The sequence below is a fragment of the Paenibacillus sp. FSL H8-0259 genome (assembly GCF_037963255.1).
Classification (GTDB): domain Bacteria; phylum Bacillota; class Bacilli; order Paenibacillales; family Paenibacillaceae; genus Paenibacillus_AQ; species Paenibacillus_AQ phytohabitans.
This window is the reverse complement of the sequence record NZ_CP150147.1, coordinates 8172305-8197306: the sequence shown is the minus strand read 5'-3', so window position 1 is coordinate 8197306 and position 25002 is coordinate 8172305. Positions and strand designations below refer to the sequence as shown.

The following is a 25002-nucleotide window of genomic DNA, read 5'->3' as shown; positions in this document are numbered from 1 at the left end:
ATGTCACTTAATGAATTATGGTTTCTGCTGATTGCAGTGCTGTTTGTCGGGTTCTTCTTCCTTGAAGGCTTTGACTTCGGTGTAGGGATGGAGACGCAGATTCTGGCCAAGAATGATACAGAGCGCCGGGTACTGATTAATTCCATCGGGCCGTTCTGGGATGCGAATGAGGTATGGCTGATTACGGGAGCGGGCGCGATGTTTGCCGCCTTCCCGCATTGGTATGCGACGCTGTTCAGCGGATTCTATATCCCGTTCGTGTTCGCTCTGCTGGCCCTGATTGCCCGCGGTGTTGCCTTTGAATTCAGAGGTAAACGCGATTCGAAGACGTGGCAGAAAACCTGGGATGTCTGCATCTTCTTCGGCAGCTTCCTGCCGCCGTTCCTGCTGGCTGTGGTGTTTGCCAGCTTCATCAAAGGCTTGCCGATTGACGGGGATATGCAGATGTATGCCGGTTTCTTCGATATCGTAAATGCCTATACAGTTGTAGCGGGAATTACAGTAGTCCTGCTGTGTCTGGTACATGGACTGATGTTCACTACGCTCCGCACCCTGGGAGACTTGCAGGAGCGGGCCCGTAAGCTGGCCCAGAAACTGCTGATTCCTCTGGCAGTGCTACTGGTGGCCTTCGTTATAATGACGTACAACATGACAGATATCTTCGATAAACGCGGAACCCTGCTATGGATTGTAGTTGCTCTAGGCGTAGTTGCGTATCTGCTCTCCGGATACTTTATGACCAAGAAGAAGGATGGTTATGCCTTCGGAATGACCGGGGCAGTAATGGCGCTGTCGGTAGCTTCGATCTTCATCGGACTGTTCCCGCGGGTGATGATCAGCTCGCTGGATCAGGCGTTCAACCTGACGATTACGAATGCGGCTTCCGGCCACTATTCATTGAAGGTAATGACGATCGTGGCGCTGACCTTGCTGCCATTCGTGCTTGGTTATCAGATCTGGAGTTATTTCATCTTCCACAAACGGGTTCACGAGAAGGAGCATCTTGAATACTAATGGATAAAAATTTGCTTGGGTACAAAGGAGTAAAGCCTGTCTTTCTGATTGTCGGCTTCCTTACCCTGGTGCAAAGCCTGTCCATTCTTCTGCTGGCGAAATCGCTGGCCGAAGTTGTCTCTGCGCTGTTTGCGGGAGAACCGCTGAAGGAACAAGGGGCTAAATCGCTCTTGTTCCTTCTTGCGTTTCTCGTGCGCCATGCCTGTGCCATGCTGATGAGCCGCACATCTTACCGCTTCGCGGAAGCTACCGGAAGCAGCATGCGGAGACAAATGATGGACAAGCTGTTCCAGCTGGGACCGAGGCTGGCAGGTGACCGGGGAACCGGGAACGTGGTCACACTTGTGCTTGAAGGAGTAACCAAGTTCCGCACTTACCTGGAACTGATTATTCCGCGGATGGTCGGTATGGCAGTAACACCGGCTCTGCTGCTTGTCTATGTATATACCCAGGATACGTCCAGCGGTGTCATTCTTACCTTAACGATGCCGATCATCATTGTCTTCATGATTCTGATCGGTATGACGGCCCGCAAGCAGATGGACCGTCAGCTGAAGTCCTATCGTACACTTTCCAATCATTTCGTGGATTCGCTGCGCGGGCTGGAAACCCTGAAATTCCTTGGACGCAGCCGCAGCCATAGCGAGAGTATTGCAGCGGTCAGCGACCGCTACCGCTCGGCCACGATGCGTACGCTGCGCGTGGCGTTCCTGTCTTCATTCGCAATGGACTTCTTCACCATGCTGTCGGTGGCATCGGTAGCGGTAAGCCTTGGGCTGCGGCTGGTCAATGAGCAGATGACACTGGTTACGGGGTTAACAATCCTGATTCTGGCCCCGGAATATTTCCTGCCGGTACGGCTGGTGGGCGCGGACTTCCATGCCACACTCGACGGCAAGGAAGCCGGAGAAGCGATGAAGAGCATTATTGACCGCGAGACCGTGCAGGCGAAGCTGCTGGAGCCAGGGGAAGAGGAAGCTATACAAGATGGGAAGGCTCCGGGAGCGTTTTTCACGTGGAACAATAACAGCACTTTACGGCTTAACGAAGTTAGCGTCAAATATGAAGAAGAAGGCGCATCCTCGCTCGAAGAGGTGAAGCTTGAATTCAACAGATATGCGAAGATCGGCATTATCGGGGAGAGCGGGGCAGGCAAGTCTACACTCGTGGATATCCTGGGCGGCTTCCTTCATCCGACCTCCGGCAATATCACGATTAACGGAAATGGGGTCAGTGCGCTTACGGATGAGGAATGGCGCAAGCAGACCGCTTATATCCCGCAGCGTCCTTACATCTTCAGCGGCACACTGGCTGACAATGTGCGGTTCTATTATCCGGAGGCTACGCAGGAAGCTGTTGCGGCAGCACTGGAGTCTGCCGGATTATCAAAGCTGGTATCTTCGCTGCCGGGCGGCTTGGATGAAATGATCGGGGGCGGCGGACGTTCGCTAAGCGGCGGACAAGAGCAGCGTGTGGCACTGGCCCGCGCTCTCTTGAGCAGCCGCCCGGTTATGCTGCTGGATGAGCCGACGGCTCACTTAGACATTGAGACAGAATATGAGCTGAAGGAAACGATGCTGCCGCTGTTCGAAGGCAAGCTGGTATTCCTGGCTACGCACCGCCTGCACTGGATGACCGACATGGATCTGATTGTCGTCATGCAGCAGGGACGGGTAGCTGAAGTAGGCACACACAGCGAGCTGACAGCCCGTAAGGGTGCTTACTATGAGCTTATTCAAAGTCAATTGGAGGGAATCCATTGAAACGTGAAGGATGGTTTGCTCCCTATTACTCTGCCTACTTCTGGCGGTTCGTGCTGATCATTGCATTAGGCGCACTGACGATCTTCTCGGCGTCTTCCCTGATGTATACCTCAGGCTTCCTGATCTCGAAGGCATCGATTCCGCCGGAAAATATACTGATGATCTATGTACCAATTGTCGGCGTGCGCACGTTCGGAACCAGCCGGGCCGTCATCCACTATGTGGAGCGGCTCGTAGGGCATGATACCATTCTGCGCATTCTCTCGAAGATGCGCATCCGGCTCTACAACATTCTGGAGCCTCAGGCGTTGTTCCTGTCCTCGCGCTTCCGGACCGGGGATATTCTCGGCATGCTGGCCGACGATATCGAATATCTGCAGAATGTGTATCTCCGTACGGTCTTCCCGAGCATCATCGCACTCCTGATCTATGCGGTAGCCGTTATTTCGCTCGGCACGTTTGATCTGGCGTTCGCCCTGCTTATGGGCCTGTACATGCTGATCCTGGTGGCCGTATTGCCGCTGATCTCCCTGCTGTTCACCCAGAAGCGCCAGCGTCAGGTGAAGCAGGAGCGCAACCGGCTGTATCAGAAGCTGACCGATGCCGTGCTGGGTCTGGGCGACTGGGTCATCAGCGGACGGCAGAGCCAGTTCGTCGACACCTATGAGGCCGACGAACAGACCGTCGCCCGGACGGACGGTGCGCTGCGGCGCTGGGCGCGGCTGCGCATGTTCATCGGCCAAGCCGTTGTCGGGCTTGGCGTGCTGTCCCTGCTCTACTGGGCAGGCGGACAGTATGCCGATGGAGCGATTGCCGGAACGCTGATTGCCGCGTTCGTGCTCGTCGTCTTTCCGGTAGCGGATGCCTTCCTGCCCGTATCGGAGGCCGTGGAGAAAATTCCGCAATACCGGAATTCACTGGAGCGCTTGAATGGGGTGGAAGCAGCGGAGGGAGCTGTGCCGCCCGCGGCCGAAGTAGCCAAGAGTGCAGAAGCCAAAGCGAAGGCGGCTGCCGCTGTGCAGGCGATTCAGGCCAGCGGTCAGGCCCATATTGAACTGAAGTCGGCGGGCTACCGCTATGCGGCGGGAGACGACTGGTCAGTGCAGAATATGGTGCTGAACCTGCCGCAGGGCCGGAAGGTTGCCGTGATTGGCCGCAGCGGAGCCGGTAAATCGACGCTGCTTAAGATGGTACAAGGCGTGATCACGCCAAATATCGGATCAGCCACGATTAACGGGATTGACGCTGCGGCTTACGGTGAGCAGATTCCGCAGCTCATCGCCGTGCTGAACCAGAGCCCGCATCTGTTCGACACTACGGTGGCGAACAATATCCGGCTCGGGGACCCGGGGGCTTCGGAGGCAGCGGTTAAGCAGGCGGCAGCCCTGGCGAAGCTGGATCCATTGATCTCTTCGCTGCCGGAGGGCTATAACACTCCGGTACGCGAAGCAGGGCAGCGCTTCTCCGGCGGAGAGCGCCAGCGGATCGCACTGGCCCGTATTCTGCTGCAGAATACGCCGGTTGTTGTGCTCGATGAGCCAACGGTAGGCCTTGACCCGCGCACAGAGCGCGAGCTGCTGGCCACCATGTTCGAGGCGATGGCGGGCAAGACGCTGATCTGGGTTACCCATCATCTGGTGGGTGCGGAGCAGATGGATGAGGTTATTTTCATGGAGAATGGCCTGGTGGAGATGCGCGGCACCCATGCGGAGCTGATGGAGCGGGAACCGCGTTACCGCAAGCTGTATGAGCTGGACCGGCCGAGTCAACTCAATTCATAAATGTTGCGGACGGCAAATAAATATGGATAGATCAAGAAGCTCTTTCCGCCCGGTTGCCGGGTAGAGAGAGCTTTTTTGATCTTTTTAAAGTAAATCCTCCATTGGGAGGAAGGGTATTCAAACGGAATCTCCGGGATAGCTGTACAATATGCAATTAAAAACAGCGATAAGGTCTACTTGCAGACTATAACTGTAGTTCATACAACTAAATTAGCCCGAATTCGTTAATGCGGTCATTATAAGGCCGCTTAAGTGTACAGAATACAATTAAACGGATGCCGGGGCGGAAAACAGACTTTTTAGTTGTACGAAGTGCAGTTAAAGCGCAACAGATGTAAAGAAAGCGGGATAGCTGTATATCTGCTGTGCTTCAACAAGCGATTGTCAAAAGTAGAATTCACTGCGATTAATCTGAGGTAGTACCTGCCCGTTATATACCGTACCGCTCCGACACCCAATCCGCGAACATGGCATAGTCTTTCTCTACCTGCCCGGCATAGCCGTAAGCCCATTCTGCGATATAACGGGCAAAGGCATCAGAATCGGGACCCATGGCCTTGGCGATCTCCTGCTCACTGTGATAGTCGAGAATACCCTTGTCGACATCGGCGTCGGCGCGGGCATGCATTTTGGCGGTCAGGCTGCCCATCTGCTGGATAACTGCGGTCAGCTCGTCCATGTCAGCGATATTCTCCAGCTTCAGACTTTTTTTGTACGGGGAACGCTCTCTGACATAGAACTCCCGGCCGTCCATCGTTAAGAAGCCGAGGTAGGGATCAGCCTTGTGGTGCATCGCCTGCTGGGTCGCGGATACACGTTTGCCCTGATGGGCAAAGGATTGCCAGAACGAATCCGAGTAGGGCAGAAAATAGGCGGGAACGGGAACACGGACTTCTTTGACCTCAAGTACCGTATCGTCGGTCCCGGCCTGCTCCATGCCGCCTTCAATGAGAATATAATAGCGGTCCAGTCCGATGGAAGCCGTTCCCGAGCCGCGTTTGACCGCGATGTCCTTGATCCGGAAATGCTCCTCGTTCAGGCTGCGCGTAACCACTGTCTGTGTATAGAAGCTCCAGGCCAGCTCCAGCTGTGCCTGCTCGGCAGCTCCGGGAATCAGCAGCTCCGAGGTCTCGAGGAATACCCGGCTGGTCTGCATCTGGGCAGTGACCTTCTCCAGGAAATGACTCTGCCGGCGTTTCTCCAGCTTGCGGAGCAGCTTCTTGACGGGGCCTTTGGCCGTATCCTCATCCAGGACGAAATTTCCGGGATTGTCTTTACCATCACAAAAGCGGTGAATTTGCCGGTAATACGCCTCCGCATAACTCCGGCTCAGCTTAAGCTGTTCTGTCTGACCCAGCCCGAGCTGCCTGCCGGCAAGCGCAATACTGACCGCCATCCGCAGCAGATCGTACAGATAAGAGCCGACATACCCCTCGTCAAAATCATTCACATCATACACAATCTCCCCGTCTTCACTGCGGAAAGCGCCGAAGTTCTCGAAATGCAGGTCCCCTTGAATCCATGTAGGGCGCCCGGGTGAGCTGTGGTAAGGGAAGTACTGCCTTGTCGTGTCAAAATAAAACAGATAGGCGCTGCCCCGGTAGAAGGAAAAGGCATTTTGCGCCATTTTGCTGTATTTCTCCGTTCTCCGGTCAGGAGATAGGGCCATGATGCTGCCGTCGAACTCGTCAAAAATAGAAACCAGCAAATCCTTGCGCAGCTTTGAACGTGTACGTATGACTCCTTCGGTAATAGACTGGTTAACCATGCGGTGCTCCTTTCCGGAAATCGGTTATGGCTTGGTATATTGGTATAGTTGATTATATCTAATATTTCCATGGACTTCTAATTTGGCAGGCGTGATATACTGAAATGGATTTTGCAGCAAGGATTATGGCGGGACGGGGTGGAAGCATGTGAGGATGAATTGTTCCTGCGACTATAGATAAGGGGATGTTAGAAGATGCAATTAACATGGGATCTGGACCGAATCTATCCCTCCTTCCAGTCGGAGCAATTTCAGCAGGACCGCAGGCTGGTGGAGACACTTGCCGGGGAGCTAAATACATGGTCAGCCTCGCAGATGAATAGCGCTCAGGATGCTGCTAGTGTGATGGGAGAGTTCCTTAGACAATATAATGCTTATCAACATATATATCTTCGCTTGTTCAGCTACGCGGAATTAAGATTCAGCGCAGACAGCAGTAATACGGAAGCCGTTAATCTGATGGATGAGCTGGAGGAGGTTACTTACGGTGCGGGTGAAGCTTTAGTCAGCTTCAGTAAATGGCTGGCGAAGGTAAGCGCAGAGGAACTGGAGCGGAGTATCGGGTCGAGCGCTTATCTGGAGCAGCACGGCTTCTACTTGCGCGAGCTTAAGAGTAAATCAGAGCATTTACTCAGCGAGGAAGGCGAAGCAGTGATTGCCCGGATGCAGGCGACGGGGTCCAAGGCTTGGGAGCGGCTGTACATGCAGACGCTGTCTACCTTGCGGGTCGAGGCGGAGCTGGACGGGCTGAGCCGGAGTGTGTCGCTTGCCGAGCTGCGCAATCTCGCCTATGATCCCGATCCTGCGGTACGCCGGGCGGCGGCAGAAGCGGAGCATGAGGCCTGCCGCAGTGTAGCGGAGCAGAGTGCAGCCTGCATTAATGCCGTAACCGGGGAGGCTGCAGCCGTCTATGAGCTGAGAGGATATGCTTCACCTCTGCATAAAGTGCTGGAAGCATCGCGGATGGATCAGGAGACACTTCAGGTGATGCTTCAGGCCATCGAAGAGAGCCTGCCGGACTTTCAGCGCTATTATGCCAAAAAGGCGGAATTGCTGGGGCACGCGGGAGGGCTGCCGTTTTGTGATGTTTTTGCGCCTGTCGGGGCGGCGGAAGCTGCTGCGGAGCGCATCACTTATGCTGAGGCCCAGGGGATGATTATTGCCGGCTTCAGCAGGTTCAGCCCGGAGCTTGGCGCATTCGCCCGTAAGGTGTTTGAGCAGCGCTGGATCGATGCCGAGCCGCGGAGCGGCAAAGGCAACTTCGGGATGTGCGTTGATATTTTCCCGGTTGGGGAGAGCCGGATCATTACCAGCTTCAATGGCAATTATATAGATGTGAGTGTGCTGGCCCACGAGATCGGTCATGCGTACCACAGCAGCCGCTTAGCTGGAGAAACGATGGTTAACACGGAATATCCGGTTCCGATTGCCGAGACGGCGTCGATTTTTTGTGAGAGTCTGATTCATGTGGAGCTGCTTCAGTCTCTGCCTGCGGGTGAAGCGGCTGCCATACTGGAGCGGAGTCTCTCGGATGCAGGGTATTATATCGTTGATTTCTATGCCCGGTATTGCTTCGAGAGCGGGTTATATGCCCGCAGGAAATCCGGTGCTCTGTCTGTGGAGGAGCTGAATGCGCTGATGCTGGAATCCATGCATGCGGCTTACGGTGAAAGTGTGCTGCCGGACTCAATTCATCCTTACCAGTGGATCAGCAAAGCCGGGTATTATATGGCGGGTAATGAGTTCTTGAACTTCCCGTATTCCTTCGGATTATTATTTTCCAAAGGCCTGTATGCGCAGTACAAGAAGCGGGGCGGAGCCTTCGTAGAGCGCTATGAGCAGTTCCTCTCAGCCAGCAGTACCCGGAGTATTGCGGATGCCGCAAAGCTGATGGATATCGATGTACATTCACTGGCATTCTGGCAGGATGCGCTCGGGCTGATTGCCGGAGATATTGATAAGTTTACAGGGCGGGAATAAGGCGGGGATTTTGCGCTGCGGAAGGTTCCTTTTTGCCGGGAAATGTGGTAGAACAGTAGTAGAAGTATACACCGAAGCGGCACAGAAAGGGATGCTTGATTGAATGTATGTAGTGTGTAAGGAACACGTAGAGCTGGCCATCGACAAATTTGTGGACGAATACGAGGATGCACCCGATGTAGTGGATCTGAAGGAGACGGAGTTCTCGGACTGGGACCCGCCGGCGAAATGTGCGGAATGCGAGCAGAATGCGGAATATCTGGTGGTCTGAGGACTGCTGTAATTAAAAACACCCTGTAGCCGTGAAGGCTGCGGGGTGTTTGGGCTTTCCGGCATAAACATTACTTAATGTTAGGCGTCTGCTGCTTCCGCCATTTCGGCCAGCGTGCTGCTCTGGCTGCTGCGCCCATATATAAAGGCTGATACAATCGCCACGATTGCCGCAATGGATAATCCCCAGTAGATGTTGGAGTAAGCTGTCTGGAGCGGTAGACCACGTTGCCATTCCAGGGCGCTTGCGGCCATCGCCACGCTGAAGGCTCCGCTGAAGAACTGCAGCAGTTGGAACAGCCCCATTCCGGAGCCAATCTGCGAAGAAGGCAGGATGCGCGAGATTTCGTTCGATACGCTGCTGGACAGTACGGTGAACGAGAGACTCATAATCATATAGACGAGCATGACAGCAACCCACGACCGCCCGGCGAACAAGGCGAACAGTACGGTCGCGGCCAGTACCAGGAACGGTGCCAGGCGCAGAATTCCGGCATTGCCGTAGCGGTCAATGATCCGCCCCACGGTGCGGGAGACGAAGATCGCCAGCAGCGAGCCGGGGAAGATTACAAGTCCGGCATGGCTGGCGCTGAAGCCGAAGCGGTGAACCAGAATCTGCGGCAGCAGGAACAAGGTGGCGAAGCTGCACAGGTAGGAGGCGACACCCACCAGGGCCAGCACGAGATAGGACCGGTTACGGAACAGCGCCGGCATCACGAATGGATCAGGAGTGGTACGGATGCGGCCGACAAACAAGATAATTGCTACTATTCCGGCGATCAGGGCAACCCACAGTCCGCTGGTCAGGAACAGCAGCAGACCGGTGGTGCCGACACCGAGGAACACACCGCCCAGGATGTCGAAGGAGCCCCGGGTGGGAACTTCCTTAGGCAGCAGGATCAGGAATAGCGGTACCAGGAGCAGAATAGCTGCGGTGACCGCGAACAGCCAGGTCCAGCCGAGATACTCGACAATGGAACCTCCGGCTACCGGCCCGAGTCCCAGACCCAGCGAAACAGCGGACATGATCGTCGCCATTGCTTTGCCGCGGCGGGCCTGCGGGACATAACGGGTGAACAGGACGAGCGATAAGGACATGACTGCGCCTGCTCCCGAAGCTTGCAGAATGCGCACTATAAGCAGAAAAATAAAGTTAGTGCTGAAGAAACCGGCCACGGCAGCAAGCCCTAGCGTAAGCAGCCCGATAACCAGCAGCCGGCGGATCGGCAGGAAGTCAGAGAGCCGGCTGTATGTGATAGAGGCAATAGAGAACATGATGGAATACCCGGTAACAATCCAGGAGGCGGATGCTGCTGTGATGCCGAAAGTCTCGGTCACGTCAGGCAGCGCCAGATTGAACATCGCTGTATTCATAATGACGAGAACAACAGCAACGCTGAATAGCAGAGTCAGCAGTCCTTCGCGTGGAAGAGTTGCCTGCGGAGCAGCGGTTGAATCGTTTGTACTGTCCTCAGATGTATGTAATGAGGTCATTTAAGGGCCACTCCTTTGTTATTGGACTTATTTAAAATAAAAAAACTAGACATTTTTATTTTATAGTTCGATTACTTACGAACAATTGAAATATAGCATGGGCTGATGTAAAATGCAATTAGGAAATAAACAAATCATCTGGAATTTAAAATATATAAATGAATGACAACTATTTGTATTTCAAAGGAGTCTTTCTTATGAAGCAGCTTCATCATCCGGAACGCAAGGATATTCAGCTCGCCTCTGTGCTGTATGCGCTTAGCGATCCGGTCCGTTTATATGTCGTGTCGGAAATCCGCAAACATGGCGCACAGGCCTGCAACAGCTTCAAGGTGCCGATTGCCAAGTCCACCCTGACCCATCATTCCCGGACACTGCGCGAAGCCGGCATAGTGAATACGCGGGTGCAGGGCACGCAGCGTATTCTGTCACTGCGGACAGAGGATCTGGAGGAGCGGTTCCCTGGGCTTCTGGATTCAATATTGCTGGCGTATGAAAAGACGGAGCCCGGTGAGGGATTCGGGGAGCAGGAGCAAGTGACGGAAGAGCAGGGGTAGCGCGAGCAGTAAGATAGCTGAAAGAGCTAGGAGACAGGAATAGTAAAGGCGGATTCCGGTTTATTTTTACCCGGAAATGTGGTAGAACATAGAGGATAACCTTAAGCAGAAAGGACGTAGCGGATACGTCCTTTTGCTGTTTATATAATGAGATAACGGTGATTGAGCCGTGGGACACTATTATGGAGCCCTCTTGATCGGCGAAGGCAAACTCAGGGGGCTTCTGGAACCTCAGCGAATGGTCAGGTGTATATAGAAGCATAACCCACAGGAGGAAGACATGTTCATTCAGATTATCGGCGTAGGCAAATTGAAGGAAAAGTATTTGGTCAGCGGCATCGCAGAATATGCCAAGCGGCTGACGCCATACCTCAAGTTCCAGATGATTGAGGTGGCGGATGAGAAAGCACCTGACAACCTCAGCGATGCGGAGGTTGTTCAGGTGAAGGTGCGCGAGGGCGAGCGTATCCTCGCGCATATCAAGAGCGAGGCGCATGTCATTGCGCTCGCGATCGACGGCAAGCTCTGGAGCTCGGAAGAGCTTGCCGCCGAGATCGACCGGCTCGGCACCTACGGGACGAGCCATGTCGTCTTCGTCATCGGAGGCAGCCACGGGCTCTCCGATGAGGTAATGCGCCGCGCCCAGCAGCGCATGAGCTTCGGCCGAATGACGCTGCCCCATCAGCTCATGCGGCTGGTGCTGGTGGAGCAGGTTTACCGGGCGGTGAAGATCAATCGGGGGGAACCGTATCATAAGTAGGGGGAAGTTTTTGAAGAAAAACCTGCAGGAGCCTCTATCTACATCATCACTACAAGGGGCAGGGTATGTCACACTCTGGCAGGAACGATGTGTATTTACCGTTAAAACAAGTAGGACGCCAATATCTATGAAGCCTCTTTAATTCCCTTAATAACAGTAAGAGCGGAACATAAGCTAAACAGCTTCATGCACCGCTCTTATTTTTGTTCACTCGTTCTCTTGCACTTTCTCATACTCTATCTCAATCAGCTTGAAAAAATCAGATGGTTTGATTTTCAGTCCCTTGCAGAGATCAAATATTTTCGTGACGGAAGGCTCATTTCTGCCAACCTCAATCATGGAAATGTAGGATCGGTCGACATTGCATTCATGGGCCAGATCTTCTTGGCTTAAACCTTGTTTGATACGTATAGCTTTAACGGTTTTTCCGATTATCTGCTTAATGATGTTGGACGGATCGCTCAAGGAAAATAACCCCTTTTAAGTCCATTATCAATCTGATATAATGGTCGTGACAGATAAAGTATTCAACAAAAAGTAAAAAATATACATATTTCGAGCCTCTTCTGCACTTCCCTGTAGTTTCTCTATGATTCAAAGTTGCTCAGCCCAAAACATGCCTTACAGATAACGTACCTTCATCTAATTAAAAATATTCTTACAGTCTAAAGGAGGCCCTACCCGTGCGCCCTTCCTTTCTAAAATCACTCAACCTTGATGTTATTGTGGAGATGATAGAGATGGCTTGCCGCTTGGAGAAGTGGGACAAAGTCATTGAGACATCGGAGATTTTGTATGAATGTGTGCAGTACTTGTATCAGGAACAGCAGTATCGGAAGGCTAAAGCTTCACCACTTTTGACAATCGGGCTAGAGCATCCACTGGTCTATTATTACGGATTCAGTTATCTGACTCGGGGGATGGCTTATCAAACGAAAGAGAACTATGAGGAAGCACGGGCATACATAGATAAGTATGCCGAGTTGGGATGGTTGGAGGATCTAGGTGAGGACGGGCTGGAAGTTGTAGAGGAATTCCGATTTCTAGCACAAGCAAACGGATATGCACTTGAACTTATGTCTGGGCGGGGGGGCGTTCTGACTTCTTATACTGCCTTTCTGCGAGAGAATCCAGAAGAAGTACTGCCCGGATTGGATGTGATTCTGCAGGCTGCGCTGCGGTATGGGCTGGATTTGGACGAGTTGCTGATGATGTTCGCGGAGCATACAGCAGAATTCAGCACATATGAGGATGAGGGAAATCTAGAACACTTTTATCGCTTCAGTCATCATTTGGCGCTGTACTATAAGCGGGCGGGAAGAATGGTGGAAGCACTGGAGCAGATACTGCAAGCAGTGAGGCTGGCCTATCGGTCGGGGAACGACAGTCATTCTACTAGAAGTCTGGCGCTCTTTGAATCGTTACGCGATTGGGCAACGGTGGAGCAGGTGAACGAGGTTCAGGCGTTAATTAAGGGGTGAATACCGTGATGGATAAGGAAATACTGAAGCTCGTCGGAGCCCGGATTCGTGCTCTTCGGAAAGAGCAGGGCTTGTCGCAGGAGGCGCTTGGGGAGAAAGGCGGATTTCATTTTTCATACATAGGGCAGATTGAGCGTGGTGAGAAGAACGTTTCTTTATTGAATTTACATAAGATAGCGGAATCGCTTGAAGTTAATTTAGTTCAGCTGTTTGCGTATCAGAATGAAGAGTTTATGGTTACCTCAGCTGAGAGCGATATTCAGGATATTGTAGGTATGCTTCGTGACGCTAATGATGAGAAGATACGCGTGGCGAAAAATGTACTTAAAGAATTATTATGAGATACGTCCCTCAGAGCAAATGAGGTCATTTAAAACAAGCGCACAAGCCATTGGCTTGTGCGTTTTGCGGTAGCTTAAGTATAGTTCTTATTTTATGATTAATGGCAATAGTCTGAAGTTTGAGGCGTAACAAAAAAATCTTTAATAAAGAAATGTCGCTTTAACTAGCGTACAATTTATGGGTCACAAGGAGGAAGAAATGACTGAATTACTAGCTCCAGCAGGCAATATGGAGGCTTTAAAAGCTGCAATATCTAATGGTTGTGATGCCATATACTTAGGAATGCAAAAATTTGGTGCACGCGCATACTCATCTAATTTTGATCTAGAATCGTTAAAAGAGGCTGTTACGTATGCGCACCTGAGGAACGTTAAAATCTATGTTGCCATGAATACCATCGTTTTTGAAAACGAAGTTGAAGAGATGAAAGAGCAGATACACGAATTAAATAAAATCGGTGTTGATGGCATTATCGTCCAGGACCTGACTGCTTTCGATTATATCGTTAAAAACTTTGTTGATATGGAAGCACATTGTTCAACTCAAATGGGAATCGACGATCTAGACGGAACTTTATTATTTAAAGAACTTGGTGCGAAAAGAGTTGTTCTGTCCCGTGAGGTCAAGGTTGAAAAAGTAAAAGAGATCAAAAGAATAGCTGAAATACCTTTAGAAATTTTCGTTCACGGTGCTTTATGTGTATCTTATTCGGGAAACTGTCTAATGTCAGGATTACTCGGCAATCGATGCGCAAATCGCGGAAGATGTGTGGGTTCATGCCGTAAGGAGTATGAACTAATCGATAAGACAACAGATACATCTTTAGGGAAAAGCTATATTCTATCTACTAAGGACTTAAACACCATCGATTATATCCATGATTTAAAAGAAATCGATTCTTTAAAAATAGAAGGCCGAATGAAGGCGCCTACGTATGTTGCTAATGTTGTATCCAAATATCGCAAGGCCTTAGATCATAAAATAACCGAAGAAGACAAAGAAAATCTGAAAAAAACATTCAATAGAACATTTACTAAAGGGTATTTGTTTCACGAAGACAGGAGAAATATTACAAACATCTTAAGACCTAATAACTTTGGTTATGAAATTGGAACAATCAGCGGGATTGTTAAAGACATGTATGAAATAACACTTACACGTCCTTTAAATCAGAACGATACCATCCGAATCAGTCACAACAATGAAGATGTTAATCTAACGGTTGCCAAACTGTACGATAAAGATGGCGAATTAATCAATAAAGCAGAGGATGTCTGCTATATCAAAATCAAAGAAAAGATGTCTAAGGGAGATTTAGTCTATAAAACGAAGGATTATTTCTATAACAAAGAATTAGAAGCATCACTGGAAAAAGAATTTAAGCGGTTTAACCTCGATATTAGAGTATATGCATGTCCAGATTCAAAGCTTGTCATAGATGCGGAGGGCTTAGGCTTTAATTATTCCTATGAAAGCGAGGAAATACTGGGCGAAGCCATTAATAATCCAACAACGAAAGACCAGGTAATCAAGCAATTCTCAAGATTGAATGATACTATATTCGAACTTCATCATGTCGATTATGAGGAATGCAATGCATTTATTCCAGCTAAACTGTTAAATGCAGCAAGAAGAGATATTGTACTGGGCTTGTATGACTTAAAGCTTAACAGCCAGCAGAAAAGAACCAAGGCTTTGGAAGCAAAAGAAAAAATAAGCTTTACCCCTGGAAAACCATACCTTACGGCCTCTGTAACGACTAAGGAACAGTACGATGCTTGCGTGAGCTGTGGAATTAAGGAAATCTATTACGAAAATGTGGTTAGAAGAAATCAGAATGATTATAAGGAACAAGAAGGACAGCTACTAATTGGAGGATATGGGGGGATTAATCACTATAGAGAAACAAACCCGTTTGTTACGGACTATTCTCTAAATGTTATTAATGCCACTAGTTGCTATGAATTATATAAATTAGGTGCTAAACGAGTCACTTTATCTTATGAATTGAATAAGAGCCAAATTGAAGATTTAATGAATGCCTATTATAAAGAAAATGACGGCTATCCTGCACTGGAAATGATTGTATATGGCAGGGCTCCTTTGATGTTTACGAAATATTGTCCGATGAAAAAAATGAATCAATGCAGAATTTGCAAAACGAAGAGCTATGAGTTAAAAGATGAGCACGGAACATTCCCTATCATTTCCCATAATGATTGTACAACGACTCTCCTTAATGGGAAGACGCTTAATCTGTTGGATGAGCTACCAAACATCAAAGGAATCGAGGCGCTCAGATTAAACTTCACAGTTGAATCCAAAGAGCAGGTTGTGAAAGTCATTAATATGGCCTCAGGCAAATTAAATGGCTCAATGAATAATGCTGTCTTTAATCAGGAAACAGACACAAGAGGACATTTTAATAAAGAGATTGTGTAGGTAGCCAAGGGATGGTTCTGGCTATATGATGGCGGGACGAGTGCAGAGTGAATAGCGAATGGGTTAAGGTATGAAGGAATAGTGAGGCCTTCAATTTCGTTCTATATAGGTGTGGAGAAGGTTGGTTTAATCTTTTTTCATTTAATTTTGTATAACAGAGTTGACTTGATGTATAGTTTGGTATACATTGTGTTTAGTACACTTTACTAAAGGCGGTGTCATACATGACTTATCAAGAAAAGAAGAGCATCGTATCGCTAATCAGCACCATACTCATTTTTACAGTGTATTTGCTGTACAGATACCCACAGTATCCCAATGAGGTGTTGGATTCAAAAGTAACCTTCCATTACTGGGGATCCTTCATTCTTGTATTGACCTTGGTTTCCATCGCGGCACATATCGTGATCAGCATTGTTTTTAACATCATCTTCCGTATGACTACGGGTGAAAAGGAACCTACATTCGCGGACGAACTGGATAAGCGCATCGACTTGTTGGCCTTTCGAAATTCATTTGCTATGTTTGTCAGTGGCTTCCTTCTGGCTATGGGCTCATTGGTTACAGACCAGCCTTTGAGGGTGATGTTCATCGTCCTAATCGTCGCTGGATTTCTTTCAGACGTAACCGGTTCAATATCGAGACTGTATTACTACAGGAGAGGAGTCTAAGATGGGTAAAGTTCCTGTTGGCAATTACATCAGAAAATTACGATTCAATCTTAATGAAATGACCCAGCAGCAGCTGGCCGACAAGGTAGGTGTAACCAGACAAACGATCGTAGCTCTTGAAAAAGGAAATTACTCTCCTTCACTGGAGTTGGCCTTTCGTATTGCTCACGCCTTTAACCTGCCGCTTGAAGAGGTATTCTTTTACGGGGAAAACTCACAGGAGCCATGAGGGAAATAGATAGGGGGTAAAGGATGAGAGCAATGGTATATGCCAAATACGGAACGCCTGATGTGCTTCATCTGAAGGAGCTAGAGAAACCTACACCGAAGGATAATGAAGTCCTTGTCAGAATATATGCGGCAACGGTAACAGCGGGGGACTGGCGTATGCGAAAGGCCGACCCATTCCTTGCAAGATTGTACAATGGTCTCTTAAGGCCTAAAAAAATAACGATATTGGGGTTTGAGTTAGCTGGGGAAGTTGAAGCCGCAGGCAAAGATGTAACACGATTTAAGAACGGTGATCAAATATTTGCGTCTTGTGGTTTTGGCTTCGGTGCATATGCCGAGTACAAATGTCTGCCTGAAGATGGATTGGTGGTCATGAAACCGGTCAATGTGAGCTATGAGGAGGCTGCCGCTGTTCCCATCGGGGGGATAACCGCGTTGAACTTTCTAAGGAAGGGGAATATCGCGAGCGGAATGAAGGTTCTTATTTATGGAGCCTCTGGAAGTGTGGGGACTTATGCGGTGCAGCTTGCCAAATATTACGGGGCAGATGTAACAGGGGTATGCAGTACTGCTAATCTTGAGATGGTAAGATCTATAGGAGCCGACCGGGTCATAGATTATACGAAACAGGATTTCATGGCGCTTGAAGAAAGCTATGATTTAATCTTTGATGCCGTTGGGAAAACGATATCGAAAATCAAAAAATCGACATTCAAAAAAGCACTGCGAACGAACGGGAAATATGTGAGTGTGGATATGTCACACAAGCCTCGCGTTGAAGATCTTATCTTCCTCCAAGAGCAGCTTGAGGCCGGTACCCTTAAGCCAGTTATCGATAGATGCTATTCGCTGGAACAAATTCCGGATGCCCATCGTTATGTCGAACAAAAACATAAGAAGGGGAATGTCGTTATTACTGTAAGTGAAACTTGCCGTTAGTGAAAGTGCGGTTACGCTTATCATAAGTAGGGGCAAGATTCTGTTGCACAGCATACTGTTTCGAGGGGGCAGCAATGAATAAAACAGACCGTTTATCGGGATATTCAGGCGATCAGCGAAGCAGGTGTACCGATTATAGGCACTACAGGTACAGGGTATTCATTAATGGAGGGATATTTTCTGCCGCCGATCAGCTTCACTATAGAGGAAGCCGTGACCTTACACATAGGGACGGATTTTATCGAGCTTCGCTGCAATGGGTGCTCAGCTGGGGAGCGGGTGTAATCGTATTGGAGCCTGAATTATTCCGGAATAAGATTCGTGAGGAAGCCCTGAAAATTTCAGAACGCTACTGACATAACGCTGTCAGTAGCGTTGTTTTATTATCAGGTATGTAAACATAAAGGAGTATAGGAAGGAGGGTGTTTTGTGAATTTTGCTTCTGTACGCATCATTACCGACGATGTTAATCGTCTCGCCGAGTTCTATGAAAAAGTCCTGGGTGTTTCGGCGGTGCACCCCGCGCCTGTTTTTGCCGAACTCGTTATGCCGGCATGTACCCTGGCAATCGGCCACTCCCAAACGGCGCAGCTATTCGGCACTGGTTCCGTAGTGGCAGCGAGCAATCACACTGTCATCATCGAGTTCCGCGTCGACGATGTCGAAGCCGAATACGCACGCTTGAAGCCAATTGTCCATGATTGGGTAAAAGAACCGACCACGATGCCGTGGGGAAACCGTTCTATGCTGTTCCGTGATCCCGACGGCAACCTGGTAAACCTCTTCGAGCCGGTGACCGAGGAAGCGATTAAACGGTTTAGTGGCAGGCATTGATTAACTGATCCTCATGAGGGTTATGTCGAGTAACTGGCACAGGGTGTCTGATTTTCTACATCAGACACCCTGCAGTGTTCACGCAGGATTACGCCGCTATTATCTAGTATTTACTATGTCTTCTTTCGTAAGTTCCTGGTATAGGGTAAGTTTCTCTTCGGCGAGAGAAATCATGTAATCAATTTCTTGCCGCCTGGATTCCAGTCCCATCAGATGTTTCTCAAGGATTTCAATCCGCTTTTTTAAGGTAGGATTATAATTAGAGGGATTCTCCCCTTGTTGAATTTTATCCATTACACAGCCCTCACGAGTAAACTCCGTAATCTCCTCAAGCGATAAGCCCAATTTTTTTAGTTTATTTAGACATTGAATGTAGGATACCTCGCTTTCTTTGTAGACACGTGCCCCTCCACTACTACGCTTGGGTTCATGTAGTACCCCGATTTTTTCATAATAACGAATCGTATAAGGAGTTAATCCCGTTTGTACTGACACCTGACTTATCGTAAGCATCCGATTTCTGTCCCTCCTTTTTAATGCTGGTATTGAAAAATATTATACCCTGAAAACTCTCTTGACTTCTAGTTGACTCTAACTTGTAAGTTAACTTTACGAATTGAAATACAGGAACAAACACTAAGGGGTGTAACAATGAACAACGAATATTTCACGATTCAACAAGCAGCGGAAGGGATCTGGGGTGCTATTTCGGTTCCAGGCAGCGGTTCTCTGGGGAATGCAGCAATTATTGATCTTGGGGATTTAACCGTTGTAGTGGATACAACCAACCTGCCGCATTCTGGTGCTTTGTTACGTCATACTGCTGAACAACTAACAAACAAACCGGTTAAATATGTAGTGAATACACATTTTCATGGAGATCATGTCAACGGCAATCAGGAATTTATGAAAAGCGAATTTATATCTACTGTATGGACAAGAGATTTGCTATCAGATATGGGTGAAGTGAATGTTGATTTCATGCAGCAAAACATTCAAAAGTTAATGACTAGCCTAAATCATGTACGTTCAAAGCAAAGAGATCCCCACATGCTAACTGAAATCGACTATGATCTTTCGGTACAGCGGGCCCTTTATGATGCCATCCCTTCCCTATGCAGGGTGATCCCCACGATAACTTTTGACGATAAACTCGTTATTCAAGGAACAAAGCGATCAATCGAAGTTTTATCTTACGGAGGCGGTCATTCTTTAAGTGATGCTGTTGTGTACGTTCCAGAAGAGCAAACCTTGATCGCTGGTGATTTAATATCGACTAAGACCATTCCGGTCATACCCTACGGTAATCCATACGCTTGGATACGCATCCTTAAACGCATTCAAAAAGACCTCAAGGTCAATACTGTCGTTCCGGGACATGGAGATGTATCTAATTCAGATCGAATCACGGATGTCATACAATTTTTGGAGAAAACGATCACTTATGTTTCTGGAGCTGTAAAAAGCGGGAAATCAGAGTCTTACTGGCTGGAACAAGGGGTTTTAAAAGGCTATGAGGATTGGCATCTGCCCCAGTATTTCAGCTGGAACTTTCGCTGGCTCTTTAACAGTATGCTTGTTCAAAACAACAGATGAGACAACATGAAATAGAGATCTTGAAAAAAACGAAGTAATGGAAGTTGCTGATGTTGGTCTACCACCACTTCTTATTCAGTAGGTTAGGCATGTCTATGGCTGTTGAATCATTTGGAATAATCTTGACAACGCACTGGAGAAAATGGAATTCCGGCGATGTACAAACCATACATGCAAGTCCCGGTACCCTTCAGGAAGACGATGGGAAGATATTTGACCCGCCTCTTCCGCCTTGGTAATTGACGATTGTGGCAGCATAGACACGCCGAATCCAGCGGCTACACCACTTAGAATTACTTCTAACGTTCCAAACTCCATAATCTGATAAGAGCTCATCCCGCTTTCTCCTAGGAATTTCTCAGCTTTTGCACGATGTGTACATCCAACGTCGAAGAACAACATCGGCTTCGTAAGCAATTCGCGCATGTCACTCTTACCCGGTTCCGAGATCAGCACCAACTCCTCGTTGAAAGCCACAACATGTTCTATATCAAGCTGGTCAATGGGTCCATAGACAAAGGCTCCATCTAGTTCGTAATCAAGCACCTTTTGTAAGAGACCATGCGTTTCGCCAGTGATGAGCGATAGTTTGACATCGGGATATCGTAAGTGATACTTGGTCAGAAGAGGAGTCAGATGAATAGCTGCTGTCGTTTCAATGGAACCTAAGCGGAGAAGGCCCGCAGGATGCTCCGAGTATTGTGTGGATTTCACAGCCTCGTCCATCAGAGTCAGTATTTTATCCGTATACTCCAGCAAGTTCTCACCTGCCGGCGTTAACGTCATCCCCCGATTGGATCGACGAAAAAGAGGGAGCTTCAACTCAGCCTCAAGGTACTGAATCCGGTTCGTCACATTGGACTGCACATAGTTCAAGACTTGCGCGGCCTTCGTTATGGTGCCCTCGCGAGCAACAGCTTGAAATATTTTCAAATCTCCACTTTCCATTTCCATGTCACCTGCCTGGTATAATTCTTTATGATAGTCGCCTTCAGTTTTGATCATTTTACTGGATTATATCCTTTATGTACAATTTAATATAGATTCATTAATAACGACTTAAGGGAGTAATCAAGATGAAAGCAATTGTACATGCTGGACAAAGTGGCCTGAAGGGCTTGAAATATAAAGATATTAGGGACCAAAAGCCGGGGGTTGGCGAAGTAAAAGTAAGGATAGAGGCTGCAGGGCTGAACCATAGGGACTTGTTCATCATGGCAGATCGAACAGAACAGGATGTCCCTCTGGTTATTGGTTCTGATGGCGCGGGCAGGATAGAAGCAGTAGGTGAAGGCGTATTCAGCCATCCATTAGGTGCCGATGTCATCATTAATCCATGTATCGGATGGGAATCCGCCGATAATGTTCCGTATGTTCCAGCCATTGTAGGAGGTCCTTCAGATGGTACATTCGCCGAGTCTATCATCATTCCTGCGCAAAATGTCATCAGCAAGCCAGCTTACCTGTCCTGGGAAGAAGCGGGTGTGCTACCCCTGTCCGCCTTGACGGCCTATCGAGCTCTGTTCACGAGAGGCCGCTTACAGCAAGGTGAACACGTCCTTATTCCTGGCATTGGTGGTGGTGTTGCGACTTATGCCATGAAGATGGCTTCAGCGGTGGGTGCGCGTGTTAGTGTGACATCACGTAGTGAAACGAAAAGACAAGCTGCACTCATTAATGGGGCTGACCATGCATTTGACAGTCATAGCGATTGGAGGGAAAGTATGGATGGAGACACCGTCGATCTCATCCTCGACAGCATCGGACCTGCGACGTTCCCACATTACTTTGACATTATTAAACCGGGTGGCCGTATTGTCACGTTTGGGGCAAGCTCGGGAGATCGAATGGAGATCCCGATGCGGTCCATATTTTTTCCCCAAATTAGTATCATTGGTACCTCCATGGGAAGTAGTGAAGAATTTGCTGCTATGCTTCAATTTATGGAACGCCACTTGCTTCGTCCTATCATTGATCGAGTATATCCTTTACAAGATACAGTTCAGGCATTTCACAGAATGCAGAAGGGGGAGCAGTTCGGTAATATTGGAATAAGAATAGATTGAACAGACAACAGGGCAAATGAGGTCGTAAGAAGCGGTTCAGGCTAAATGTTATGCTGACCATAATAAAGTTCAGGTTATGACCGTCCGCGACAAAAGCGATATAAATCTGAGCAAAGAATATCTTTAGCGTTGTGGGGTGTTTTTTGTCCCTATCTTGCCCCTTCAGAGTTGTGAAAGTCATTAATATGGCATCAGGTAAATTAAATGACTCAAAGAGATTGTGTAGTCGTGGAATTCATTAAATGTTCTAAAATCAATCATAAGGATGACCTTCAGATGAAAATATTATTAGTTGAAGATGATAAGACGATCGCGTCGGGACTGGAATATTCGCTGCAGCAAGAGGGTTATTGGACCGTTCTCTGCCATGATGCCGCTTCAGCCCGAAAGGTGCTCGCCGAAGACATCGATCAGTTCACTTTGTGCCTGTTCGATTTACAGCTTCCAGACGGAACTGGCTATGAATTATGCAAGATGGTGAAGGAACGACGCGATATCCCGGTCATTTTCTTAACAGTGATTGATGATGAGGTCAATGTCGTGATGGGACTCGATATGGGAGCCGATGATTACATTACCAAACCTTTTCGGGTTCGCGAGCTTCTCTCCCGGATCAAGTCCGTCTTGCGGAGATACCAGAAGCTGTCCCATGCCGGAGCGGTCATTGACATTGACAATGTGCGCATCCATACGCTGGAAGGCAAAGTATATAAAAACGGTGCCGAAATTTCGCTAACCGCCTTGGAATACCGCTTATTGCTGATCTTTGGCAACCACGTTGGACAGGTCCTCACCAGGAATCAGCTCTTGGAGCAAATCTGGGACGTGGCCGGGGACTTCGTGAATGACAACACGTTAACGGTCTATATCAAAAGGCTAAGGGAAAAGCTGGAGGATAATCCAGAGCAGCCGGCTCTGATCAAAACGGTACGCGGTTTAGGCTATAAGGTTGGTGATTAGATGCTGCGCAATCGGGAAAATCAAATATTATTACTCGTCATGGGTTCGATCAGCTTATCGGCGATCGTCATTGCTGCTTTCATTTCGTCTGTCACCGCAGCCCTGGTTATTATTGTATCCGTGCTGCTTACCGGCACAGCTTTATTATTCACAAAACGGAGATATTACGAGCTAGAGAAGCTGTCCGTCTATTTGCGGGAAATTAGCAGCGGCCAGGCCTCCCTTGACCCTCGCGATAATCAAGAAGGTGAGCTTAGCATCTTAAAGAATGATATTTACAAGGTGACACGCATGCTCTCCGAGCATCGTTCGCTATTGCAGCGGGATAAGCTTCAACTGACCGATGCCATCTCCGATATTTCACATCAGCTCAAAACACCGATCACCTCTATGACAGTCATGGCAGATCTGTTAAGTGCCCCTGATCTGCCTTCACTCAAAAGAACGGAGTTCACCCATCATATTCGCATTCAGCTTGAACGGATCGATTGGCTTGTTTCATCCTTATTAAAGCTAGCGAAAATGGAAGCGGGAACTATCCCGTTCAAAAAAGATCGAATACACATGGGAACCCTAATCGAAAAGGCACTGGAGCCGGTTATGATTCCGATGGATATTAAGGGACAGACCGTTTCCATCACAGGGGATGACAACGTCTCTTTTGCCGGCGATTTCCGTTGGACTGCTGAAGCGGTTATCAATATTTTGAAAAATGGAGTGGAGCATACACCTGAGGGCGGTGCGATTACCATCACATTTTCCGACAACGTGCTATTTACGGAAATCGTTATTGCTGACAACGGAGAGGGCATTCCGAAAGAGGATTTGCCTTATATTTTCAAACGTTTTTATAAAGGAAAAAATGCTAATGAAGGAAGCATCGGTATAGGGCTTGCGATGGCTCACAGCATCATTGCAAGCCAGAACGGCGTGATTGATGTAACGAGCGACAGCGGGACTGGTACAGAGTTTCGGATCAAATTTTATAAGCATGTGATTTAACAGCACTCCGTAAGTGACTGAACTGTCACCTCCAACGTCACTGTAAAGTCATTTTGGACAGATAAAATGATATTCATCAGATGAACAATGGAGGTACAACCATGCAAATGAAGCAGCAGCGCAAGATTACTTTTATTATCACGATAGGCTACGCCCTGATTATTCTTTATTTTATGCTTTTTGCTTTCGGCAGAGCGGATAAGGTAGATCAAATCAGTCAGTACACCTTTATTTTTTTGCCGGACGGTTTTTTTAGGGTGCCGGGTCTTTCCGATCTTCTACATCCGACACTGATGGACTTGGTGGGTATTGGAAACTTTGCAGCCTTCATACCTTTGGGCATACTGTTTCCGTTGTTATACCGCACCAGCTTTGTTCGCTTCATGACAGGGTTTATCCTGTCCATTCTTGTGGTGGAGACCATCCAGGCACTAACATTCCTCGGCAGCTTTGACATGAACGACGTCATACAGAACTCATTGGGCGCTGCTATTGGATTCGGGGCGTACAAGATTGGCTTCCGTACAAAAAACTACTGGAGAAATATCGCTGCTACGGGAATTGCCAGTGCTGTCTTAATGATCGGCGTGTGGGGGGTCTTCGGAGTAGTTGATCAAGTGTTCACCAAAGAGTTGGCCCCTTTTGTAGCGATAAACGAATGGGAAGATAGTACCGGAAATCGAGTAACGGGAACCAAACAGGACAGTCTTAAGATTGGCGGTCAAGACGTGACACCCCAATATAATGTGTATGGCATCGAAGGTAAAAAGAAGGAAACATATACGTATTCGCTAGGCAATAAGGGAGATCTGTATCTTAGCTTGAATTATGGAATTCCTGATCATAAGGATTTTCAGGGCAGCCTTAAGGTTACCGTTGACGGGCATGAGCTCCTGTCTGTATCTGCAGAAGATCAGCTCCATGAGCCGGACAATAGGATCCTTCATCTCACCGGGGCTAATGAGCTTAAGATAACCATTGAGGGGAATGAAATCCTTTGGGATGTTGGATATAGAGAGATGGTATATAACTGGAATTGAGCATCTAGGGA

24 protein-coding genes and 1 pseudogene are annotated in these 25002 nt (G+C 48.4%); 20 read left to right on the top strand and 5 right to left on the bottom strand.

The window, feature by feature from the left end:
* Genes cydB through cydC form a run of 3 tightly spaced genes read left to right on the top strand, consistent with a single transcriptional unit; the run spans position 1 to position 4558 of the window.
* Complete coding sequence (cydB, locus tag NSU01_RS35335; protein ID WP_039295886.1) at positions 1-1014, top strand: cytochrome d ubiquinol oxidase subunit II; 1014 nt, start codon at positions 1-3, stop codon at positions 1012-1014.
* Positions 1014-2777 carry a thiol reductant ABC exporter subunit CydD gene (gene cydD, locus NSU01_RS35330; protein WP_076243726.1) on the top strand — a complete coding sequence of 588 codons (1764 nt, stop codon included), beginning with the start codon at positions 1014-1016 and terminating at the stop codon, positions 2775-2777. The genes cydB and cydD overlap by 1 nt, the downstream gene beginning before the upstream one ends.
* Positions 2774-4558, top strand: coding sequence for a thiol reductant ABC exporter subunit CydC (gene cydC, locus NSU01_RS35325; protein ID WP_076243725.1), 1785 nt, complete (start codon positions 2774-2776; stop codon positions 4556-4558). Before cydD ends, cydC begins: the two co-directional genes overlap by 4 nt.
* Positions 4559-4988: 430 nt before the next feature.
* Here cydC and NSU01_RS35320 read toward each other — a convergent pair whose 3' ends face one another.
* A complete protein-coding gene (locus NSU01_RS35320) occupies positions 4989-6326 on the bottom strand; it encodes a DUF2252 family protein (protein ID WP_076243724.1) in 1338 nt (445 codons plus the stop codon).
* A 195-nt stretch (positions 6327-6521) separates the two neighbouring features.
* Between NSU01_RS35320 and NSU01_RS35315 the strand changes: the two genes are divergently transcribed.
* Positions 6522-8306 (top strand): M3 family oligoendopeptidase, encoded by a 1785-nt coding sequence (locus NSU01_RS35315; protein ID WP_076243723.1) that lies wholly within the window; start codon positions 6522-6524, stop codon positions 8304-8306.
* Positions 8307-8409: 103 nt separating this feature from the next.
* The gene (locus NSU01_RS35310) at positions 8410-8577 is read left to right on the top strand and encodes a CxxH/CxxC protein (RefSeq protein WP_063776434.1); all 168 of its coding nucleotides are present in this window, start codon (positions 8410-8412) and stop codon (positions 8575-8577) included.
* Between the two features lie 80 nt (positions 8578-8657).
* Here NSU01_RS35310 and NSU01_RS35305 read toward each other — a convergent pair whose 3' ends face one another.
* Positions 8658-10070, bottom strand: a complete 1413-nt coding sequence (locus NSU01_RS35305; RefSeq protein ID WP_076243722.1) for an MFS transporter — start codon at positions 10068-10070, stop codon at positions 8658-8660.
* A gap of 197 nt (positions 10071-10267) precedes the next feature.
* On the opposite strand from NSU01_RS35305, the gene NSU01_RS35300 reads away from it, so the two are divergent.
* Positions 10268-10627: a helix-turn-helix transcriptional regulator gene (locus NSU01_RS35300; protein WP_042140576.1), complete on the top strand. Its 360-nt coding sequence runs from the start codon at positions 10268-10270 to the stop codon at positions 10625-10627.
* A gap of 280 nt (positions 10628-10907) precedes the next feature.
* The gene (rlmH, locus tag NSU01_RS35295; protein WP_039295905.1) at positions 10908-11387 is read left to right on the top strand and encodes a 23S rRNA (pseudouridine(1915)-N(3))-methyltransferase RlmH; all 480 of its coding nucleotides are present in this window, start codon (positions 10908-10910) and stop codon (positions 11385-11387) included.
* Positions 11388-11594: 207 nt separating this feature from the next.
* Here the strand turns inward: rlmH and NSU01_RS35290 are convergent, their stop codons facing one another.
* Positions 11595-11852, bottom strand: a complete 258-nt coding sequence (locus tag NSU01_RS35290; RefSeq protein WP_081972309.1) for a helix-turn-helix transcriptional regulator — start codon at positions 11850-11852, stop codon at positions 11595-11597.
* Positions 11853-12070: 218 nt separating this feature from the next.
* Here NSU01_RS35290 and NSU01_RS35285 point away from each other — a divergent pair, with 218 nt between their 5' ends.
* The 8 genes and pseudogenes from NSU01_RS35285 (at position 12071) to NSU01_RS35250 (ending at position 18327) form a co-directional block, all read left to right on the top strand.
* Positions 12071-12868: a DNA-binding protein gene (locus tag NSU01_RS35285; RefSeq protein WP_144026066.1), complete on the top strand. Its 798-nt coding sequence runs from the start codon at positions 12071-12073 to the stop codon at positions 12866-12868.
* 5 nt (positions 12869-12873) lie between these two features.
* Positions 12874-13209 (top strand): helix-turn-helix transcriptional regulator, encoded by a 336-nt coding sequence (locus NSU01_RS35280; protein ID WP_076243721.1) that lies wholly within the window; start codon positions 12874-12876, stop codon positions 13207-13209.
* A gap of 199 nt (positions 13210-13408) precedes the next feature.
* Positions 13409-15652 carry a U32 family peptidase gene (locus NSU01_RS35275; RefSeq protein WP_076243720.1) on the top strand — a complete coding sequence of 748 codons (2244 nt, stop codon included), beginning with the start codon at positions 13409-13411 and terminating at the stop codon, positions 15650-15652.
* Between the two features lie 224 nt (positions 15653-15876).
* Complete coding sequence (locus NSU01_RS35270; RefSeq protein ID WP_042140572.1) at positions 15877-16323, top strand: hypothetical protein; 447 nt, start codon at positions 15877-15879, stop codon at positions 16321-16323.
* 1 nt (position 16324) lies between these two features.
* On the top strand, positions 16325-16552 hold the full coding sequence (locus NSU01_RS35265; protein WP_042140571.1) for a helix-turn-helix transcriptional regulator: 228 nt from the start codon (positions 16325-16327) through the stop codon (positions 16550-16552).
* A 23-nt stretch (positions 16553-16575) separates the two neighbouring features.
* Positions 16576-17493, top strand: coding sequence for an NAD(P)-dependent alcohol dehydrogenase (locus NSU01_RS35260; RefSeq protein ID WP_076243719.1), 918 nt, complete (start codon positions 16576-16578; stop codon positions 17491-17493).
* A gap of 84 nt (positions 17494-17577) precedes the next feature.
* Positions 17578-17745, top strand: a pseudogene (locus NSU01_RS35255) (HTH domain-containing protein); the annotation flags it as partial.
* 177 nt (positions 17746-17922) lie between these two features.
* Complete coding sequence (locus tag NSU01_RS35250; protein ID WP_042140569.1) at positions 17923-18327, top strand: VOC family protein; 405 nt, start codon at positions 17923-17925, stop codon at positions 18325-18327.
* Positions 18328-18426: 99 nt separating this feature from the next.
* Here NSU01_RS35250 and NSU01_RS35245 read toward each other — a convergent pair whose 3' ends face one another.
* Positions 18427-18840, bottom strand: a complete 414-nt coding sequence (locus NSU01_RS35245; protein WP_042140568.1) for a MerR family transcriptional regulator — start codon at positions 18838-18840, stop codon at positions 18427-18429.
* A gap of 138 nt (positions 18841-18978) precedes the next feature.
* On the opposite strand from NSU01_RS35245, the gene NSU01_RS35240 reads away from it, so the two are divergent.
* Entirely contained in the window at positions 18979-19923 is a 945-nt protein-coding gene (locus tag NSU01_RS35240; protein ID WP_083705490.1) for an MBL fold metallo-hydrolase, read from the top strand.
* A 93-nt stretch (positions 19924-20016) separates the two neighbouring features.
* Here the strand turns inward: NSU01_RS35240 and NSU01_RS35235 are convergent, their stop codons facing one another.
* Entirely contained in the window at positions 20017-20871 is an 855-nt protein-coding gene (locus tag NSU01_RS35235; RefSeq protein ID WP_076243760.1) for a LysR family transcriptional regulator, read from the bottom strand.
* A gap of 128 nt (positions 20872-20999) precedes the next feature.
* Here NSU01_RS35235 and NSU01_RS35230 point away from each other — a divergent pair, with 128 nt between their 5' ends.
* The 4 genes from NSU01_RS35230 (at position 21000) to NSU01_RS35215 (ending at position 24991) form a co-directional block, all read left to right on the top strand.
* Positions 21000-21989: a zinc-binding dehydrogenase gene (locus NSU01_RS35230; RefSeq protein ID WP_042140566.1), complete on the top strand. Its 990-nt coding sequence runs from the start codon at positions 21000-21002 to the stop codon at positions 21987-21989.
* 276 nt (positions 21990-22265) lie between these two features.
* Entirely contained in the window at positions 22266-22949 is a 684-nt protein-coding gene (locus tag NSU01_RS35225; protein WP_042141824.1) for a response regulator transcription factor, read from the top strand.
* Entirely contained in the window at positions 22950-23951 is a 1002-nt protein-coding gene (locus NSU01_RS35220) for a HAMP domain-containing sensor histidine kinase (RefSeq protein WP_076243718.1), read from the top strand. It begins immediately after the preceding gene.
* 101 nt (positions 23952-24052) lie between these two features.
* The gene (locus NSU01_RS35215; protein ID WP_076243717.1) at positions 24053-24991 is read left to right on the top strand and encodes a VanZ family protein; all 939 of its coding nucleotides are present in this window, start codon (positions 24053-24055) and stop codon (positions 24989-24991) included.
* Positions 24992-25002: the final 11 nt, after the last annotated feature.